At 67.3% G+C, this 18,501-nt stretch carries 17 protein-coding genes; 9 read left to right on the top strand and 8 right to left on the bottom strand.

Going from position 1 to position 18,501, the window contains the following annotated elements:
• Positions 1-310: 310 nt before the first annotated feature.
• From G3I71_RS52975 to G3I71_RS32430, 3 genes are read right to left on the bottom strand one after another with little or no spacing between them, the layout of a single operon-like run.
• Positions 311-1,513: a glycosyltransferase gene (locus tag G3I71_RS52975; RefSeq protein WP_164320218.1), complete on the bottom strand. Its 1,203-nt coding sequence runs from the start codon at positions 1,511-1,513 to the stop codon at positions 311-313.
• The gene (locus G3I71_RS32435) at positions 1,513-2,682 is read right to left on the bottom strand and encodes a glycosyltransferase (protein WP_164320216.1); all 1,170 of its coding nucleotides are present in this window, start codon (positions 2,680-2,682) and stop codon (positions 1,513-1,515) included. The genes G3I71_RS52975 and G3I71_RS32435 overlap by 1 nt, the downstream gene beginning before the upstream one ends.
• Positions 2,683-2,705: 23 nt before the next feature.
• Positions 2,706-3,314, bottom strand: coding sequence for a hypothetical protein (locus G3I71_RS32430; protein ID WP_164320214.1), 609 nt, complete (start codon positions 3,312-3,314; stop codon positions 2,706-2,708).
• Positions 3,315-3,631: 317 nt separating this feature from the next.
• Here G3I71_RS32430 and G3I71_RS51515 point away from each other — a divergent pair, with 317 nt between their 5' ends.
• Positions 3,632-3,913, top strand: coding sequence for a transposase (locus G3I71_RS51515; RefSeq protein ID WP_239149470.1), 282 nt, complete (start codon positions 3,632-3,634; stop codon positions 3,911-3,913).
• A gap of 191 nt (positions 3,914-4,104) precedes the next feature.
• Positions 4,105-5,247 carry a transposase gene (locus tag G3I71_RS52765; protein ID WP_343243136.1) on the top strand — a complete coding sequence of 381 codons (1,143 nt, stop codon included), beginning with the start codon at positions 4,105-4,107 and terminating at the stop codon, positions 5,245-5,247.
• Positions 5,248-6,001: 754 nt separating this feature from the next.
• Here G3I71_RS52765 and G3I71_RS32420 read toward each other — a convergent pair.
• Positions 6,002-6,613 (bottom strand): NADPH-dependent FMN reductase, encoded by a 612-nt coding sequence (locus G3I71_RS32420; RefSeq protein ID WP_164320212.1) that lies wholly within the window; start codon positions 6,611-6,613, stop codon positions 6,002-6,004.
• A 286-nt stretch (positions 6,614-6,899) separates the two neighbouring features.
• Here G3I71_RS32420 and G3I71_RS32415 point away from each other — a divergent pair, with 286 nt between their 5' ends.
• Positions 6,900-7,451: a hypothetical protein gene (locus tag G3I71_RS32415; protein ID WP_164320210.1), complete on the top strand. Its 552-nt coding sequence runs from the start codon at positions 6,900-6,902 to the stop codon at positions 7,449-7,451.
• 167 nt (positions 7,452-7,618) lie between these two features.
• Positions 7,619-8,269: a class F sortase gene (locus G3I71_RS32410; protein ID WP_164320208.1), complete on the top strand. Its 651-nt coding sequence runs from the start codon at positions 7,619-7,621 to the stop codon at positions 8,267-8,269.
• A gap of 39 nt (positions 8,270-8,308) precedes the next feature.
• Here G3I71_RS32410 and G3I71_RS32405 read toward each other — a convergent pair whose 3' ends face one another.
• The gene (locus G3I71_RS32405) at positions 8,309-9,094 is read right to left on the bottom strand and encodes a TSUP family transporter (RefSeq protein WP_164320206.1); all 786 of its coding nucleotides are present in this window, start codon (positions 9,092-9,094) and stop codon (positions 8,309-8,311) included.
• Between the two features lie 198 nt (positions 9,095-9,292).
• Between G3I71_RS32405 and G3I71_RS32400 the strand changes: the two genes are divergently transcribed.
• The 3 genes from G3I71_RS32400 to nirD are packed head-to-tail and all read left to right on the top strand — an operon-like array spanning position 9,293 to position 13,538.
• A complete protein-coding gene (locus tag G3I71_RS32400) occupies positions 9,293-10,549 on the top strand; it encodes an NAD(P)/FAD-dependent oxidoreductase (RefSeq protein WP_164320204.1) in 1,257 nt (418 codons plus the stop codon).
• On the top strand, positions 10,549-13,167 hold the full coding sequence (gene nirB, locus G3I71_RS32395) for a nitrite reductase large subunit NirB (protein WP_164320203.1): 2,619 nt from the start codon (positions 10,549-10,551) through the stop codon (positions 13,165-13,167). Before G3I71_RS32400 ends, nirB begins: the two co-directional genes overlap by 1 nt.
• Complete coding sequence (gene nirD, locus G3I71_RS32390; protein ID WP_164320202.1) at positions 13,164-13,538, top strand: nitrite reductase small subunit NirD; 375 nt, start codon at positions 13,164-13,166, stop codon at positions 13,536-13,538. The genes nirB and nirD overlap by 4 nt, the downstream gene beginning before the upstream one ends.
• A 74-nt stretch (positions 13,539-13,612) precedes the next feature.
• Here the strand turns inward: nirD and G3I71_RS32385 are convergent, their stop codons facing one another.
• The 3 genes from G3I71_RS32385 to G3I71_RS32375 form a co-directional block, all read right to left on the bottom strand.
• Complete coding sequence (locus G3I71_RS32385) at positions 13,613-14,539, bottom strand: oxidoreductase (protein ID WP_164320201.1); 927 nt, start codon at positions 14,537-14,539, stop codon at positions 13,613-13,615.
• Between the two features lie 143 nt (positions 14,540-14,682).
• Positions 14,683-15,537 carry an SAM-dependent methyltransferase gene (locus tag G3I71_RS32380; RefSeq protein WP_343243135.1) on the bottom strand — a complete coding sequence of 285 codons (855 nt, stop codon included), beginning with the start codon at positions 15,535-15,537 and terminating at the stop codon, positions 14,683-14,685.
• 149 nt (positions 15,538-15,686) lie between these two features.
• Positions 15,687-16,193 carry a MarR family winged helix-turn-helix transcriptional regulator gene (locus G3I71_RS32375; protein WP_164320199.1) on the bottom strand — a complete coding sequence of 169 codons (507 nt, stop codon included), beginning with the start codon at positions 16,191-16,193 and terminating at the stop codon, positions 15,687-15,689.
• Positions 16,194-16,278: 85 nt separating this feature from the next.
• On the opposite strand from G3I71_RS32375, the gene G3I71_RS32370 reads away from it, so the two are divergent.
• Positions 16,279-17,253 carry a DMT family transporter gene (locus G3I71_RS32370; RefSeq protein WP_164320198.1) on the top strand — a complete coding sequence of 325 codons (975 nt, stop codon included), beginning with the start codon at positions 16,279-16,281 and terminating at the stop codon, positions 17,251-17,253.
• A 79-nt stretch (positions 17,254-17,332) separates the two neighbouring features.
• Positions 17,333-18,493, top strand: coding sequence for an alkaline phosphatase PhoX (locus G3I71_RS32365; RefSeq protein ID WP_164320238.1), 1,161 nt, complete (start codon positions 17,333-17,335; stop codon positions 18,491-18,493).
• Positions 18,494-18,501 lie beyond the last annotated feature (8 nt).

Here is an 18,501-nt window from a genome sequence, read left to right as displayed (position 1 = left end):
CACACCGCCACCACCGGCGATCGTGATCATCCAGTCGCACTGGCGCCGAACCCACCAAGCACGCGCACAACGCTGCCACTACGCCACCCGCGACAAGCGAGATCGCGAGTCACGGCTGTAGTACTGGGCGGGTGGGGGGCTGACGTTTTATGATCGTTACGGTATGCCGGAGGGATGCGGTATGCGCAGGGCGGTGGGCTGACGCCGAGGAAGCAGGCGGTTCGTGAGCAGTTGAGGCTGGAGGCCGCGGAGCGGTTCGCGCGCGGCGAGAAGACCCGGCACCAACACGCAGGGAAATGACGAAGGCCGTCTAATCAATCGACGTTGGAGGCTCGACAGCCTCACTGCAAGGACGGGACACTTGGTCATACAGATTTCGCAGTCGTATGATGTAGTTAGCAGATTTGTACCTCTGAGTCGCATTGTAAGCGTCCGCGGAGATTTGTGGGCGATACGTCCGACCTGAGATGACTCGATGAAGAGTGTCGGCCAGTCCGTCAGGCGACTTATCGGAAAGGATTCGCTTGCCCCCCATGGTCAAATATGGATCGGTAACAACCACAGGAATCCCCAAGCATTCTGCCTCGTCGAGGACCAAACCCTGGGTCTCAGTATCCGATGTATGACAGAGAACGTCCGCAAGTGCGAACACCGCACCCATTTGATGATGGGGAACGGGCTGAAGGATGGTGACATGTTCCTGAAGGCCGAATCCGATAACAGATCTCCACAACTCGGCACGATGACGGCCTTCTCCGATCAGGAGAAGATGTGAGTTGGGATTATTCTTTCGCAGCTGCACGAACGCTTGGATAAGAAGATCCCAACTCTTCTCCTTTCTGAGACGTCCTACACCGAGAACGACTTTCGCCGGAGACCGGAGGCCCAGACTCGCTCTGAGTCGGGCTACCTCGTCCTCCAATGGAACCTTGACATCGACCGGCGAGGGAAGGCGCGCTACTCGAGTTCCTACACCCATTCCGGAAAGTTGAAGTTCTGACTTTTCACTCAGGACGATGACCGCATCCGCCGCGTTCATCGCATTGAGCAGCGCACATGCGACAAGACTGGTACCGGGCTGCGATTCACTCGCTTTGGCTCGTGACATCTTCAGGATCGACCAAATTTTGGCAGCCCATCCGATCTCGGAATAATATTCTTCATATGACACATAGTCGGTATGCCAAGTAATTACGATCGGAGTTCTGCTTCGGATGGCCCCTCTGATTCCGGACAGCCCAATGGGACCCAGGGTATGAATGTGTATGACATCTACAGCAGAGTGGGCCTTTCGGAGTGAAAAGAAGATAGGAATTCTGTAATCAAGGCCAGGGAATGGCACCGACCGGACTGCCGAACACCCTGCGACAAAATCGTTGGTACTTGCCTCCGAAGGAGCCACGACAACAACTTCGTCTCCTGCGGAGCGGAGAAGTTGAGTCGTGAGACGCACAACCTGCGCCACGCCATCGGCTCGATGTAGTGGTGTGTCGCTGTAATGAGCAATGCGCATCAGGTCGCCTCTGGCTCATCAATAACAAGAGTATAGAGTCGTTCGTGCTGGGCAACGGTGGCTTCATTCGAGTGACGGCGGGCCACAAAGACTCGCGCTGCCTCACCGCGTATCGCAATCTCCTTGCGCGTCATCGAACCGATGAGCCGCACAAGACTGTCTGTGTCAAACGGGTCAAAAAGCCATCCGGTTGAGCCGTCCGGACAGAGTTCCGGCAAAGCTCCTGCATCAGCGACCAGAAGGGCAGTCCCGCAGGCCATGGCCTCAAGGGCGGCGATACACTGCAGCTCCCACCGTGATGATAGACAGAAAAGGTCGGCCCTCTGCAGGTACGCCCGCTTCTCCGTCTCCGATACAGCTCCCGTGAAAACGATTGACGAACCGTTCCAATCACTGTGCTTCGCGTCTCTGTGCACAAGGTTCTCAAGCTCTGTACGACAGCTTCCTTCTCCCACGACCGTAAGGTCGATAGCGACTTTGTTCTTAATCGACGTGAATAGATGAATGAGCGCGCCTACCTCCTTGTCCGCATCCAGTCTTCCCACGTACACAAGTCGCAGTGGCGCATCTCCCTTCGATTCACTGCTCTGCGATACGCCTGGAATGAAGTAGTCAACGTCGACCCCGTTACTGATAATTGAAACGGGAGACTCGACTCCCAATCCTAGAGCCAGTCGCCTAGCGTAAGTGCTGGGAACAATGACGGCATCAAATTTATTATTGAACCATGCCAGATAACTGCCGACAATTTTTTCCAGAACCACATTTCGGAGCAGGCGAGGGGCGCTCAATGTGAATTGTTGCACTGTCATGTGGTTGGTGCTGATTCTTGCCACGCCGAAAATCTTTGCCAGGGCCATGGCGCACAGGCCCAGCCAGCCGGCATTGTGGACGTGAATGATGTCGGGTTTCCATCGCCTGAATTCTTGCCAGAGCCTTAGCGGTCGCAGACGCGCTACGCGATATCGTGGATTAGACTTCAACGATCGCGACGCCACTCGGGTAATGACGGTTCTACCATCTCGCTGCACCCCTGGGGTGTCGGTGGTACTAGGGGCCCAAACTCTCACTTCGTGAACAGCTGCCAGAGAATTAGCCAAGCGTCGCTCGAAGAGTGCGCCTCCATCGAGATTTGGCCAATAATCATCGGAAACCAACAGTAGTTTCATAAACCCTCAAAGGCGTAGTCCTCTCAAATGATTCGGAGGCTCACATCTGCTTCTTTTGCTTTAGTGTATGCACGCTTCTCTGCGTTGTTCATCAGGTCAATTACAACATATACTGCGCATCCGCAGGCGATGATCCCAAACAGATGCAGCGCCCACCATCCAATATTTTTAGAAAGATGATCCCAATCCAAGGGAGCATAGGTGGACAGCGCCCATCCACTCAGCATAAGGACGCCGATGCCGGCCGCCGCGTACACCCCTAAGGCTGCCCTCTCGTCTCTCCGTTCAAGGTTTCTAGCGACCTCCATGCGCTTAAAGATATCCTGACCGATCCGCTTGTTCAGACACTCTTCAAGGAAGCGACGAATTCCCGCGCAGACTTCGCGTTCCACGTATTTTTGCAACATGAAGAAGAAAACCGCCGTCAATGCATACGGCAATGCGATCAAGAGAGCCATCTGGCTTTTGGTCAACGCGAGTGTGAGGGCCGTGACGATGAGGGCCCCCGCTGCCCCCACACCTTTATCCGCACCTGACATGAAGTCCCGCATTGCGGACTCCAGATCGGTTACTTCCTTCATTGTCGCCTGAATCGAGATCTCCTCGATTTTGTCATTATTAAGAGCTGTCACGAGACCCTCCCCAGGCCAAAAATATTGTCCCTAAGGGACTATGACAGAGTTGGCGCACGGCTGTACCGGTAGTTCGTTAAACCGGGCAGTAGAGATCAAGGGGTCTGCCGTCGCCGACGGCATCGATCAGGGCTTGGAGTTCGGGCGGCGGGGCACTGTCCGACCAGGCGCGCCACTGAGGGACTCTGTCGGGGATCTTGGAGTTTCCCGGCGGGGTGGCTTGATCACCGGGCACGCTCAGAGCGGTCTTCTGCTCGCTGCTCTCGTTGAGGTGCTCGATGTCTGTACGTCCCCGTTCCGCAGTGGAGGTTCCTCCGTTGACCGCGCGGGTGGCGCGGGCGAGCAACCCGCAGGGCACTACGGCGATGTGGGTGCGCGACCGACTCGACGGGCTGTGGTGCGACGAGGACTTCGCAGCCTGGTACCCCCGTGACGGTCACCCCGGACTTTCGCCCGCGCAGCTGGCTGCCGTCTGCGTGCTGCAGTTCCTGCTCAACCTGTCCGACCGGCAGGCCGCCGAGGCCGTGCGCTGCCGCCTCGATTTCAAGTACGCCCTGGGCCTGGAGCTGGACGATCCCGGCTTCCATCACCTTCCGTGACCGGCTCGCCCAGGGCGACCGTCCCGACCAACTCCTTGACCTGGCCCTGGCACGACTTGCGGCGGCCGGGCTGGTCAGGCAGCGAGGCCGACAGCGCACCGACTCCACCCACGTACTCGCCGCGGCCCGTGATCTGACGCGCCTGGAACTGGTCCTCGAAGCGGTCCGGGCCGCCCTGGAGGAACTTGCCCGTGACGCTCCCGAGTTACTCGATCCCCTGGTCACCGTCGAATGGGCCGGAGGCTACGGGCGCCCGGTGCGCCCTGTGCTCCCAGCCCAGCCACCCGATCGCGCGGCTGACCGAGGCCGGCGCCGATGCCCACGCTCTGCTCGCCCTGGCCCGCACCCGGGCTCCCGACCGGGCCACCGGTCCCGCACGAGAGGTGCTGCGGCAGATCCTGGTGCAACAGTTCATCGTCGACGAGCACGGCCGGCTGCGGCCACTCGCCGACAAGGACGGCTTCCCGCCGGGCGCGCGACAGATCCGCTCGCCCTATGACCTGGACACCCGCTTTGCGCTGCGCGGGAACACACGGTGGAGCGGCTACCTGCTGCATGTGACGGAAACCTGCGATTCCGACCGCCCAAATGTGATCACTGACGTGGCCACCACCGTGCCGACCCGGGACACCGCGGCCCTGCCTGGCATCCACACCCGCCTGAACAAACGATGTCTGCTCCCCGCCGAGCACCTCTTGGACGGCGGTTACCTCTCGGTGGCCCTCCTCGACCACGCCGACCGCACCTACGGCGTCACCCTCATCGGACCGGTCAAGGCCAGCGGACAGTGGCAACACAAAGAGCAGACCGGCTTCGCCCACGACGACTTCACCATCGACTTCGCGAACCGGCAGGTCACCTGCCCACGCGATCAGGCCACCAAGAGCTGGGTGGAGGCTCCGGCTCAGGCCCCCTACATCGCCGCCCGCTTCCGCCCCCGCCACTGCGACCCCTGCCCGGCCCGGTCGTCATGCGCCCGCGGCCGTGCTGCCCGCACGGTCTACTTCCTTCCCCAACAACTACATGAACTCCAGGCGCGCAACCGCGCCGACCAGCAGGACCCCGCCTGGCGCCGGCTCTACGCCATGCGCTCCGGAGTCGAAGGCACCATCGCCGAGTTGGCCCTCGGCCACCGGGCGCGCCGCTGCCATTACCACGGCCTTCCCAAGACTCACGTCCAACACGTCCTGACCGCAATCGCCGTGAACATCGAACGCCTTACCGAACAAGATCCCCAGAACGCCACCCACCGCCCTCGCCGACCGACAGCGTTTCAGCAATACCTTGTGTCGCACGGCTTCCCCCGCCCCTTGTGGTGGCGCCAAGGAAAGTGATCCCCCACCCAAGATCCCCGACAGAGTCGCTCACTGAACGAGGGTGACGACCGGAAGCGCCCACTGGAGAAGCTGCACATCCCGGTGGGCGGGAAACGGTTTCGTCCTTGCATTGAGGACGTCATCGAATTCTTGATCACGGAGCGGCTTACCGAGGGCCGCGAAGGCTGGGAGAAAAAGCTGGAGGAAGGCCGGAATCGGTATCGGCGAACCCAGCTGCTCGCGGCCATGCGCCGACACCCTGAGGTCGTCGAGGAGTACCTGCGCGAACGGGAATCCGGTGACGGCACGGAGCGCAAACCGACAGGGGACCCACCCTGGCGAGGCCCCGGCCATCGGTTCGGGGCCTTCGTCACGACTTCCCCCTCCCTCGCCGCTCGCCCTACAACTCCACCCGCCGCCCCGCCCCCGTCTCCTCCGCCCTCTCGTCCATCACCACCGCGAACACTCCCCCGGGTTACGCCCTGCCGCGCGGCCACTCGCGAGGCGACGGCCAGGAGATCCGCCTCCGGGGCGCCGGTGACGAAGGAGACGTACGACCCCTCGTGCTCCTCACCGACGTCCCGCTCCTCCGCCTCCTCCAGGTCGGCGAGGAAGTCCTCGACCCTGTCGGATCCAGGGAAAGGGGTACGAGCCCGCAGGAGCGCCGGGGGCTCCTCAAGGGGTACATGAATCTCGACGATGATGTCCATGACCGGCCTTGTCGCTGGTCAGCCCCGACGTCACGCGACCCCGACCCCGTACCCACTACCCACTACCCCCCGTACGCCCGAGCCGCCCGCCCCTCCCTCAACGTCCGGCCCCACCAGACCACTTGACCCAGCATCGTCCTCGCTGCCGCATCCGGTCCCGACGGGTCCCTCAGGTGTCCCTCCTCGTCGAACGACGCGCCCGCGTTGTGGAACGACACCGTGTCCCGGACCGTCGTCGCGTGGAGTTCCGCGAAGACCTGGCGGAGGTGTTCCACCGCACGGAGGCCTCCGGAGACGCCGCCGTACGAGACGAAGGCGACCGGTTTGGCCTGCCACTCCGTGTAGTGCAAGTCGATGAGGTTCTTGAGGCCGGCGGGGTAGGAGTGGTTGTACTCGGGGGTCAGGACGATGAACGCGTCCGCCGCCGCCAGCTTCGGGGTGATCGCCGCCAGCTGGGCCTTCGCGTCCTCGTCGGTCGCGAACGTCGTCGGGAGGGTGGCGGCCGCGACGTCGACGACCTCCGCCACGAGGTCGTCGTGCTTCTCCATCCGGTTCAGCAGCCAGTCGGCCACCACCGGCCCGAAACGGCCCTCACGGTTGCTGCCGACGACGACGGTCACCCGTACGGGTTCGACAGAGTCGCTGCGTTCACTGGATTCAGTGTGTGTCTGCATGCGGTACAGCCTCATACCTCAAGCTTTCTTGAGGTCAAGCCCTTCGTTCGCCTCCGCCCCGGTCACCCGTTCACACCCCCGGTCCCCGTCCATCCGGTTTCCTTCCGCGAGACGCCAGGCGTACGGCGATGACCTGCCCGAATGTCGACACGCCGGTCGTTTCCCGCGGCCTCCGGCCACCCGTTCACCGCATTTCTGACGATCCCTCAGAGAGCGCGTCCGGGCCCCTGCCGCTTACCTCGGTAGCAGACCACCCCGTTCGCGAGCTCTCGGAGGAGCAAGCCCGATGCGACGTACCGCCGCCGCCCGTCTGCTGACCGGTTTTGCGCTCGCCGTCGCTCTCGCGGGGCCCGCTCACGCAGGCACCGGCGGTTCCCTTGAGGTGTATCCGGCGACCGTCACCCCCGGTACCCGGGTCACCGTCAACACCACGGCCTGCGGAGCGGGCGGTACCGGCGCCGGGGATGCCAGTGCGGTGGGTGCCGGGGCCTTCGTTCTGGCGCCCGGTACGCACAAGGAGGTCGCCGTCGGGCAGTTCCGGGTGCCGCCGGGCGCGCAGCCGGGGACGTACGAGATCGTCGCCCGGTGTGATGGGAACCCGAATGGGAACGGGAACGGGAACGGTCGGCGGGTCAGTGGCGATCTGGTCGTCACGCTCACCTCGACCCGGCCGCCCGCGCATCTCCCGGCGCATCCCAGGGGGAGTGTGAAGACGGGGGTCGGTGGCGCACTCGGGCCCGACCCCGTGCAGACCGCGGCAGGCGTGGCGGCTCTCGCCGTCGCCGCTGCGGGCGGTACCTGGCTCCTGCATCGCCGGGCGAGAGGCGACAGGATCTGACGGACGTCCTCCGCCGTCCGTCCGCCGGTACCGCACGTCCCCTCCCCTCCGGGCCCGACGCCCCTCGCGGCCCGGAGGGGGGCCAGGACGAACCAGCAGAATCACAAGAAACCTCAGGGCGAGACATCAGGGTGGAACCGGGGGCATCCAGGAGGCCGGAGGCCCTCGTGCGCAGATTCACCAACCTCGCCATAGCCGTCGTCACCGTCGCCGCCCTCTGCTCCGGTGCCTGGCTGGTGCGCAGCGGCGGCGAGACCCATGCCCCGCCGCAGCCGTCCGCCGCCCAGGCCCGTACACGGCCCACCCAACCGGAGTCCGCCGTACCGGTGTCCCCCGCGCTCCCGCCCTCCCCGCCCCTCCGTATCCGCATCCCCGCCATCAGCGTGAACGCCCCGCTGATGGGCCTCGGCCTCACCCCCACCGGCAGCCTGGACGTGCCGCCCGCCGAGCGCGAGGACCTGGCCGGCTGGTACGAGGCCGGTACGGCGCCCGGCGAGACGGGCACCGCGATCGTCGCCGGGCATGTCGACAACGCCGACGGGCCCTCCGTCTTCTACCGCCTCGGCGCCCTGGAGAAGGGCGGCCTGGTAGAGGTTGAACGGCTCGACGGGAGCACCGCTCGCTTCACCGTCGACGCCGTCGAGGTGTACGACAAGGACCACTTCCCGGACGAGAAGGTGTACGGCGCGGCGCCCCGCCCCGAGCTGCGCGTCATCACCTGCGGCGGCGGTTACACACCGGGGAAGGGGTACGAGGGCAACGTGGTCGTCTTCGCCCACCTCACCGGCGGCAGCCGACACCCGTCGGGCACCGCTTGAGCACCCATGAGGCACCCATGGGGTACCGCCTGAGCGCCGCTACGCCAGCCACTGCTGGTACGCCAGATTCGCCACCAGCGTGAACACCACCACCAGCAGCACCACCCGTACGAACCCGCTCCCCTTCTTCAGTGCCGTATGCGCACCCACCATCCCCCCGGCCAGGTTGAACGCGGCCAGCAGCGCGCCCAGCTGCCAGTACACCGTGCCCTGCCAGGCGAAGATCGCGAGGGCACCCGCGTTGGTACAGCAGTTGACGATCTTGGCGGTGGCGGAGGCGGTCACCAGGTCGAGGTGGAGCAGCGCGGTGAGCGCGAGGACGAGGAACGTGCCCGTGCCGGGGCCGATGAGGCCGTCGTAGAAGCCGATGCCCAGGCCCGCGAGTCCGATCGCGGCGAGGACGCGGCGTGCGGAGACCGGGGTGGTCGCCGGGGCCGTACCGAAGGCGGGCTTGAAGATCACGAAGGCGCCGACGCCGAGCAGGACGACCATGATGACCGGCTTCAGAGTGTCCGTGCTCATGCCTGCCGCCACGAACGCCCCGGCCGTCGAGCCGGCGACCGCCGCCAGCCCGATGCGTACCGCCAGGCGTACGTCCACCGGCGCCTTGCGTGTATACGTCACGGCCGCGCCCGTGGTCCCGACGATCGCCATGGCCTTGTTGGTGCCGAGGGCGTACTGTGCCGCCGAAGACGTGTCCGGGAGGCCCAGCAGCAGTACGGGCATCATGAGCAGTCCGCCGCCGCCCACGACGGCGTCGATCCAGCCGGCCGCGAGGGCGGCGGCACAGAGGGCGACGATCATGGGCAGCGATATGTCGGGCATGATCGCGATTTTAGGTGGCGTTTCCGCCCGCCCAGGACACGGGGCAGCTCCCTGCCGTGACGTTCCCGCACCTCACAGCCGCCCGGCTCGCCCCTCCCGAACCCTCACACCCCCTCCCGTCTTCCGCTGAGGGAAGCGTGCCTCCCGGGAAACAGACGTGATGCCGCCGGGTAACACCGGCAACGCACGCTGCAGTACATGACCTCGAATACGCGTGTGGTGGTGATCGGCGCCGGGCTCGCGGGCGTACGGCTCGCCCGGCGGCTCGGCGAGCTCGGCCTGTCCGCCTCGGACGTCGTGCTCGTCGGCGAGGAGGAGCACCGCCCGTACAACAGGGTGCTGCTCGCCGAGGTCCTCGCCGGGCGGTACGGCCCCGACGTGATCGCCCTGCCGACGCCGGACCGGCTGGTCCGGGCCCGCGCCGAGCACATCGACCGCGCCGACCGGACCGTGCACTGCTCCGACGGGTCGGTGATCGCATACGACACGCTGGTGCTGGCGACGGGCTCCAACCCCGTACTCCCTCCCCTGCGTGGGCTGTTCACCCCGGATCACGAACTCCCTTCAGGCGTCCACGCGTTCCGGACGATGGACGACTGCCTCGGGCTGTCCAAGGACGTACGTCCGGGGTCTCGGGCCGTCGTCATCGGTGGCGGGCTCCTCGGTGTGTCCGCCGCCCGCGCCCTCGCCGTACGCGGCGCGCAGGTCGTTCTCGCCCAGCAGGCCGAACGGCTGATGGAACGTCAACTGGACCCAGGCGCCTCGGCATTGGTGCTGCGGCACCTCACCGATCTGGGCGTCGAGGTGCACACCGAGTGCCGCGTGCGGAACGTGCGCTGTGTGGGCGGCAGGGTCCGCTCGGTCGAGCTGGCCGACCACTACGCCCTCGACGCCGACCTCGTCGTACTGGCATGCGGTGTCTCTCCCCGGGTGGGGCTCGCGCATGACGCGGGGCTCGCCGTGCACAAGGGCATCCTCGTCGACGACGAACTGCGCACCTCCGACCCGCACATCCGGGCGCTCGGGGACTGCGCCCAGCACCAGGGAACGATCTACGGGCTTGCCACCCCCGCCCTCGAACAGGCCGAGGTCCTGGCCGAGTTGATCGCGGGCGAGGCAGGCGCCTCGGGTGACACCGACGCCCGTTACACCGGCACCCGTGCCCTCACCCGGCTCACCCTCACCGACTTCACCGCCGACACCGGCAACCCCTTCGACCTCGCCGCCTTCGGCGAGCCGACCCCCCGTCCCGGCGACGACGTCATCCAGCTCGCCGACGCGACCCGGGGCACCTACCGCAAGGTCGTCGTCCGCGACGACCGGCTGGTCGGCGGGGTGCTCGTCGGCGAACTCGGCACCGTCGGCGCCCTCGCGCGCGCCTGGGAGGGAGCAGAGCCGCTCCCCACTGACGGCGGCCCGTTGCTCCACCTGCTCACCAACGATGGAGGCTCCTAATGACCGCCGCTGATGGGGCCACCCCCACGATCGTGCTCGTCGGCCACGGAATGGTCGGCCAGCGCTTCCTCGAAGCCCTCGCCGAGCGGGGTCTGACCGCCGCGCACCGCGTGGTCGTGCTGTGCGAGGAACCGCGTCCGGCATACGACCGCGTGGCGCTGACCTCGTACTTCTCGGGCAAGACGCCCGAGGATCTCTCGATGACCGACATGGCGTTCATCGAGCGGGAGGGCATCGAGCTCCACATCGGCGACCCGGCGGAGACCATCGACCGCGAGGCGAAGCGGGTGACCGCCCGCTCGGGCCTGGTCGTCGACTACGACGTCCTCGTCCTCGCCACCGGTTCCTACCCCTTCGTGCCGCCGGTCCCCAACAAGGACGCCAAGGGCTGCTTCGTCTACCGGACCATCGAGGACCTCCTCGCCATCGAGGAGTACGCGAGTACCCGTACGACGGGTGCCGTGGTCGGCGGTGGTCTGCTCGGACTCGAGGCGGCCGGTGCGCTGAAGGGGCTCGGACTCACCTCCCACATCGTCGAGTTCGCGCCCCGCCTGATGCCGGTGCAGGTCGACGAGGGCGGCGGCGCGGCGCTGCTGCGCACCATCGAGGACATGGGCCTGTCCGTCCACACGGGCGTGGGCACCCAGGAGATCGTCGTCGGCGAGGACGGCGCTGTCACCGGTATGAAGCTGTCCGACGGTTCCGAACTCGCCGCCGACCTGGTGGTGTTCAGCGCCGGTGTCCGGCCGAGGGACCAACTCGCCCGGGACTGCGGCCTTTCCGTCGGCGAGCGCGGCGGCATCGCGGTCGACGAGCGGTGCCGTACGGTAAACGACCCGCACGTCTTCGCGATCGGCGAGTGCGCGCTGGCCTCCGACGGCCGGGTGTACGGCCTGGTCGCCCCCGGTTACGAGCAGGCGGAGACCGCCGCTTCCGCGATCGCCGCGGACGAGGAGGCCGAGCAGCTGACGTTCACCGGCGCCGACCTCTCCACCAAGCTGAAGCTGCTCGGCGTCGACGTGGCGTCCTTCGGCGACGCGCACGGCGCCACCGAGGACTGCCTGGACGTCGTCTACTCCGACTCCCGCTCGGGCCTGTACAAGAAGCTGGTCATCGGCCGGGACGGCACGCTGCTCGGCGGCATCCTCGTCGGCGACGCGGAGGCCTACGGGACGCTGCGCGCGTTCACCGGTACGGTCCCGCCGGTCTCCCCCGAGTCCCTGGTGCTCCCGGCCGGCGCCGGCGGCCCGGTCCAGCTCGGCCCGTCCGCGCTGCCGGACAGCGCGATCATCTGCTCCTGCAACAACGTCACCAAGGGCACGATCCGCGGCGCGGTCACCGAGCACAACTGCACCACCGTGCCCGAGGTCAAGAAGTGCACCAAGGCCGGTACGACGTGCGGCAGTTGCGTCAAGGTCCTCGGCCAGCTCGTCACCGCCGAGCTGGAGGCGAGCGGTGTCGTCGTCGACAAGGGCCTGTGCGGCTGCTTCTCGCAGACCCGCGAGGAGCTGTACGAGATCGTCCTCGCCCTGCGCGTCAACACCTACCAGGATCTGCTCGACCGCTACGGCCGCGACCACGCCAGGGGCGGCGACGGCTGCGAGATCTGCAAGCCGGCGGTGGCCTCGATCATCGCCTCCCTCGCCCCGACGATCGGCGCCGACGTCTACGTCCTGGACGGCGAGCAGGCCACCCTGCAGGACACCAACGACCACTTCCTCGCCAACCTGCAGAAGAACGGCTCGTACTCGGTCGTCCCGCGCATCCCCGGCGGTGAGATCACCCCGGAGGGCCTGATCGTCATCGGCGAGATCGCTCGCGACTTCGGCCTCTACACGAAGATCACCGGCGGTCAGCGGATCGACATGTTCGGCGCGCGGGTGGAACAACTCCCGCTGATCTGGACGAGGTTGGTCGACGCCGGCTTCGAGTCCGGCCACGCCTACGGCAAGTCCCTCCGTACGGTGAAGTCCTGTGTGGGCCAGACCTGGTGCCGTTACGGCGTCCAGGACTCGGTCCGGATGGCGATCGACCTGGAGCTGCGCTACCGGGGCCTCAGGTCGCCGCACAAGCTCAAGTCGGCGGTGTCGGGCTGCGCCCGCGAGTGCGCCGAGGCCCAGTCCAAGGACTTCGGCATCATCGCCACCTCGGGCGGCTGGAACCTGTACGTCGGCGGCAACGGCGGCGCCACCCCGCGCCACGCGGACCTGCTGGCCCAGGACCTCAACGACGCCGAACTGATCAAGCTGATCGACCGGTTCCTGATGTTCTACATCCGCACGGCGGACCGTCTGGAGCGCACGTCGACCTGGCTGGAGCGGCTCCCCGGCGGTCTGGACCACGTACGGGACGTGGTCGTGGAGGACTCCCTCGGCATCTGCGAGGAGCTGGAGTCGCTGATGACCGCGCATGTCGCCCACTACCGCGACGAGTGGGCGGACACCATCAACGACCCCGAGAAGCTCGCCCGGTTCGTGTCCTTCGTGAACGCGCCGGACACCCCCGACCCGGTCGTCGGCTTCGTCCCCGAGCGCGACCAGATCAAGCCCGACCTGCCGCTGCTGTCCATCGGCCTGCGCCCCGCCGATGACGTCCTGGAAGGAAGCGCCCAGCGATGACCCTGGCACCCGAGACGACCGACCTGAAGATCCAACTGCGCATCGACAACAGCGCGGACGGCGCCGACGACGACTGGTTCACGGTCTGCGACCTGAGCCTCCTGCTGCCGGGCCGCGGCGTGGCGGCCCTGCTGCCGGACGGCCGGCAGGCGGCCGTCTTCCGCGACCGCGCGGGCACCCTGTACGCCATCGACAACCGCGACCCGTTCGGCGGCGCGGCGGTCCTCTCCCGCGGCCTGACCGGCACCCACCAGGGCCGCCCGTACGTCGCCTCCCCGCTCCTGAAGCAGCGCTTCGACCTGGAGTCGGGCCGCTGCCTGGACGACGACACGGTGGCGGTGACGGCGTACGAGGTACGCACCGCCGCCTGACGCGTCTGAGCAATGATCGTGAGTGGCACCCCGGCCTCCGCCTTGCGTTCTGGCGGCCGGGGTGCCACTCACGTTCACGACTTGAGGCCCTCGTACGTCACCCCGGTGAGCTGCTCGGAGGCGGCCCAAAGCCGTTCCCCCGCATGGTCGTTGAGCGTCCAGGAAGCCCGCCATGACTTGGTGGGCGAGCCACGCCAGCCCAGGAAGGACGGCCCGACGAACGCGTCGGGCCGTACGTCCGGTGCGGTGGCCGCGTACAGCGTGGGCAGGGCGCCCGCCTCGGCGGACTGGGCGAAGACCCGGTTGCCGAACTCCATGAACCGCTCGGCGCCCTTGCGGCCCTGCATCTTGGGCGCGGCCGTCTGGAGGTTGGTGGCGGCGTACCCGGGGTGCGCGGCGGCGACCACGACACCGGAGCCGATCGCGGCCAGCCTGCGCGCCAGCTCGTGCGTGAAGAGCAGGTTGGCCGTCTTGGAACGCCCGTACGCGGTCCAACGCCGGTATTTGCGCTCGCTGTTGAGGTCGTCGATGTCGATGTTGCCGAGCGCGTGGGCACCGCTGGAGAGGTTCACGATCCGGGCGCCGGGCGAGCCGAGCAAGGTCGGGAACAGCAGGCCGGTGAGCGCGAAGTGCCCGAGGTGGTTGACCCCGAACTGCGTCTCGAACCCGTCCGTCGTCGTCCCGTACGGCAGCGCCATCACGCCCGCGTTGTTGACGAGGAGGTCGAGCCTCTCGTACGGAAGCTCGTCCGCGAACTCCCTTACGGAGCCAAGGTCTCCGAGGTCGAGCGGCCAGAACTCGGCGATGGCGTCCGGCACTTCGGCCAGCAGCCGCCCCACCGCCTCGTTCCCGCGCGCCTCGCTCCGGCACGCGAGCACCACCCGCGCCCCCTTGTGCGCCAACTCCCGCGCGGTGACGTACCCGAGACCACTGTTGGCACCGGTGACGACGACGATGCGACCGCTCTGGTCGGGGATGTCCTGCGTGTTCCAGCCCGGCATGTTCGGGTGACCTCCATGAGCGACGAGTCCGGCGGTTCCGGCGGACACAGATACGTGTCCGGATACGTGTCCGGATACGGATACGTGTCCCAGACTGCGCCGGATCGACCCCCATGGCCAGTTCCAGGCTCCGCATCTGCCCGTCAGGGCTTGCGGCCCACCCCGCAGTAGGCGTCGACGGCTGCCGCGGGAGCGGCCGGGCCCCGGAGGTCGGGGCGCCACTCGGGTACCTGGACCACGCCCGGCTCCACCAGGTCGAGGCCGTCGAAGAACCCGGCGATCTCCGCGACGCTCCGCACGTAGTACGGCACGGCGCCGCTCGCGTTGTAGGCCTCCGACGCGGCGATCATGCCCTCGCTGGTGGCGGTGCTGTCGCTGACCACCAGATGGCTGCCCGACGGCAGGCCCGCCATCAGCCGGTTCACCAGGTCGCGCGCCTGGTCGTGGTCGGCGACGTGGCCGAGCGTGTTGAGGATCATCAGGGCGACCGGCCGGGAGAGGTCGAGGGTGTCGGCCGCCGCTTCGAGGATGGTCTCGGGGGCGTACAGGTCGGCGTTCAGATAGACGGTCCGGCCCTCGGGGGTGCTGCCGAGCAGGGCGTCCGCGTGGGCCAGCACGACGGGGTCGTTGTCGACGTACACGATCCGGGCGTCCGGGGCGGCGCGCTGCGCGACCTCGTGGGTGTTGTCGGCGGTCGGCAGCCCGGTGCCGACGTCCAGGAACTGACGTACGCCCTGCTCGTCGGCCAGGTAGCGGACGGCGCGTCCCAGGAAGTGCCGACTGGTGACGGCGACATCGACGAGACCGGGGAAGATCCCTTTGATCTGGTCCCCGATCTCACGGTCGACCTCGTAGTTGTCCTTGCCGCCGACGAAGTAGTTCCAGAACCGGGCCGAGTGCGGCTTGGAGGTGTCGATGTGCGCCCGTGCCCGTGCGCCGGTGCCGGTGTTGACCGAGGGGGTGGAGTCGACCGAGGGGGTGGGGTCGTCGTCTAACACGGCAGAGCCTCCTGTGTCGTGATGGTGATCATCAGACACCAACGTAGGTGAACTCGCCTTCCCCGCAACGGAGTTGTGAAGATCCGCGCCCACGCACCGTAGGGTTCCGGCCATCCGGCGCCGACTGCTCGCAGGCATGCGCATCGGGGTCAGTCGCCACCGGTCGGGCCCGGATACTCCATGCGGGAGAGCCATGTCGTCAGCAGTGTTTCGAGCGCCGAAGCCTCGGTGGGCGGCAGGAGATCCAGCAGCCGCCGCTCGTTGCGCATGTGGTCGGTGAACGCCCGGTCGATGAGTTCCCGTCCGGGTTCGGTGAGGGCGACGATCCGGCCCCGCTGGTCGTCGTCGGCCCGGCGGCGGGTGACGAGTCCGGCCTGCTCCAGGCGGTCGATTCGCTTCGTCATCGCGCCGGTGGTGACCATCGTGTGCGCGGCGAGCTCACCGGGCGCCCGTTCGTACGGCTCGCCCGCGCGTCGCAGGGCGCACAGGACGTCGAACTCCCCCTCGCTCAGGCCGTAGCGGCCGTAGACGAGGCGGAGTTCCTCGCCGAGACGGTCCGCCAGCCGGTGCAGCCGGCCGATCACTCCTTGCGGCGTGATGTCGAGCTCGGGCCGCTCGCGGCGCCATTCGTCCTGGATGCGGGCTACGCGATCCATCCCCTGCCGGTCTCCCTCGTCCCCCATGACTTCCCTGACTCCCATGACTCCCATATTAGCTTCCCGAGAAGCTATAGTATCTTCCATGGAAGCTAATGCACGCTGGGTGGCGCTGCCCGCGGTCGCTCCCGTGGCCTGGGGGGCCAACTACTACGTCACCCGCGAGTTCCTCCCGGCGGATCGCCCGCTGTACGGGGCCGCCCTGCGAGCACTGCCCGCCGGACTCGCCCTGCTGGCTCTGCGCAGGCGCCGGCCCCGGGGTGCCTGGTGGTGGCGATCCGCCGTGCTCGGCCTGGTCAACGTGAGCGTGTTCTTCGTCCTCGTCTACGTCTCCTCCAAGCTGCTGCCGACGAGCGTCGCCTCGACCGTCATGGCGGTGTCCCCGCTGACGATGATGTTCATCGCCTGGCCCCTGGTGTCCGAGCGGCCCCGGCCCGCGCACCTGGCCGGGGCCGTGGTCGGCCTCGCGGGCGTAAGCCTCATGCTGCTCACCGGGGCGGGCGCGACAAGCATGCCGGGAATCCTCGCCGCGGCGGCGGCCGTACTCGTGTCGTCCTTCGGTCACATCCTGACCAAGCGGTGGAGCGGCGACACCGACATGATCGCCACGACCGCCTGGCAGCTCACCGCCGGAGGCCTGCTCCTGCTGCCGGTCGCCGTAGTCGTGGAGGGCAGCCCGCCCGCGCTCCCCCCGCCCACACTCCTGGCCTTCTGCTACGTCGCCCTGGTGGCCACCGCGCTGGCCTTCACCGTCTGGTTCACCGGACTGCGACACCTGCCCGCGGGCACCGTGGGACTGATCGGACTTCTCAACCCGGTCACGGGCGTGCTGCTCGGCACAGCGCTCGCCGGAGAGGTACTGACGATCCAGCAACTGTGCGGACTGGCCCTGGTATTGGCGGGCGTCACCCTCGGGCGCCCCAGGCGCACCGGCCGGCGTGTCGGCCGGCACATCAACCACCACGTCAACGACCAGGCGCCCGACCGTCTCGCGGTACAGCAGCGAACGACCGCCAAGGCGACATCGCGCGTACATGACAATTCCACCCCACCGCCCTAGGGTCCCTGACGTCACCGCACGTCACGCCACCCCCCTTTGGACTCTTGGAGCGAGAGTGGACGCACGAGTGAACGCACACATAGAACGCCGTACCCTCCTGCGCGCCGCCGTCATCGGCGGCTCGGCTGCCGTCTTCGGCGGCACCCTGTGGCGCGGCGCCGCCCACGCGGCCCCCGCCCAGCCGGGCACCGGCCCGTACGGAGCCCTCGCCGCGCCCGACGCCAACGGCATCAGGCTCCCCGCCGGCTTCACCAGCCGGGTCGTCGCCCGCTCGGGCCAGACGGTCACCGGAACGTCGTACACCTGGCACAACGCCCCTGACGGCGGCGCCTGTTACGCCGACGGAACGGGCTGGATCTACGTCTCCAACTCGGAGATCAACCCGTCGGGCGGTACGAGCGCGGTGAGGTTCTCGTCAACGGGCGCCATCACCTCCGCGTACCGCATCCTGTCGGGCACGCGCCAGAACTGCGCGGGCGGACGGACGCCTTGGAACACGTGGCTGTCCTGCGAGGAGGTGTCGCTGGGGTACGTCTACGAGACCGACCCGTGGGGCACGAACGCGGCGACGCAGCGCCCCGCGATGGGCCGCTTCAAGCACGAGGCGGCGGCAGCGGACCCGATCCGCAAGGTCGTCTACCTGACGGAGGACGAGACGAACGGCCGCCTCTACCGCTTCGTTCCCACCACTTGGGGCGACCTGTCGGCCGGCACCCTCCAGGTCCTGGTGGCCGGCACGGCGACCTCGGGCTCCTACACCTGGACGACGATCCCCGACCCGGACGGCTCCCCGACCACCACACGCACCCAGGTCTCCGGCTCCAAGTCCTTCAACGGCGGCGAGGGTTGCTACTACGCCGACGACAAGGTCTGGTTCACGACCAAGGGCGACAACAGGGTCTGGCAGCTCAACCTGCTGACGAACACATATGAGTTGGCGTACGACGACTCCCTGGTCACGTCAGGCACCGCTCCCTTGACCGGCGTCGACAACATCACCGGCACCTCCTCCGGCGACCTGTTCGTGGCGGAGGACGGCGGCAACATGGAGATCTGCCTGATCACTCCGGACGACGTGATCGCCCCGTTCCTGCGCATCGACGGCCAGTCGGGCTCGGAGATCACGGGCCCGGCATTCTCCCCCAACGGCAGCCGCCTGTACTTCTCCAGCCAGCGCGGCACCAGCGGCAGTTCCTCGGGCGGAATCACGTACGAGGTGACAGGCCCGTTCCGCTCGTAGGCACCGCC

This window comes from Streptomyces sp. SID12501, from assembly GCF_010550245.1.
Taxonomy (GTDB): domain Bacteria; phylum Actinomycetota; class Actinomycetes; order Streptomycetales; family Streptomycetaceae; genus Streptomyces.
Note: the sequence above shows the minus strand (reverse complement) of the source record. Positions and strands in the feature narration are given on the sequence as shown.

Coding starts and splice junctions, on each gene's coding strand:
- G3I71_RS52975 (WP_164320218.1), bottom strand. CDS start 1,513: ATGCGCATTGCTCATTACAGCGACACACCACTACATCGAGCCGATGGC.
- G3I71_RS32435 (WP_164320216.1), bottom strand. CDS start 2,682: ATGAAACTACTGTTGGTTTCCGATGATTATTGGCCAAATCTCGATGGA.
- G3I71_RS32420 (WP_164320212.1), bottom strand. CDS start 6,613: ATGCAGACACACACTGAATCCAGTGAACGCAGCGACTCTGTCGAACCC.
- G3I71_RS32415 (WP_164320210.1), top strand. CDS start 6,900: ATGCGACGTACCGCCGCCGCCCGTCTGCTGACCGGTTTTGCGCTCGCC.
- G3I71_RS32405 (WP_164320206.1), bottom strand. CDS start 9,094: ATGCCCGACATATCGCTGCCCATGATCGTCGCCCTCTGTGCCGCCGCC.
- G3I71_RS32400 (WP_164320204.1), top strand. CDS start 9,293: ATGACCTCGAATACGCGTGTGGTGGTGATCGGCGCCGGGCTCGCGGGC.
- nirB (WP_164320203.1), top strand. CDS start 10,549: ATGACCGCCGCTGATGGGGCCACCCCCACGATCGTGCTCGTCGGCCAC.
- nirD (WP_164320202.1), top strand. CDS start 13,164: ATGACCCTGGCACCCGAGACGACCGACCTGAAGATCCAACTGCGCATC.
- G3I71_RS32385 (WP_164320201.1), bottom strand. CDS start 14,539: ATGCCGGGCTGGAACACGCAGGACATCCCCGACCAGAGCGGTCGCATC.
- G3I71_RS32375 (WP_164320199.1), bottom strand. CDS start 16,193: ATGGATCGCGTAGCCCGCATCCAGGACGAATGGCGCCGCGAGCGGCCC.
- G3I71_RS32370 (WP_164320198.1), top strand. CDS start 16,279: ATGGAAGCTAATGCACGCTGGGTGGCGCTGCCCGCGGTCGCTCCCGTG.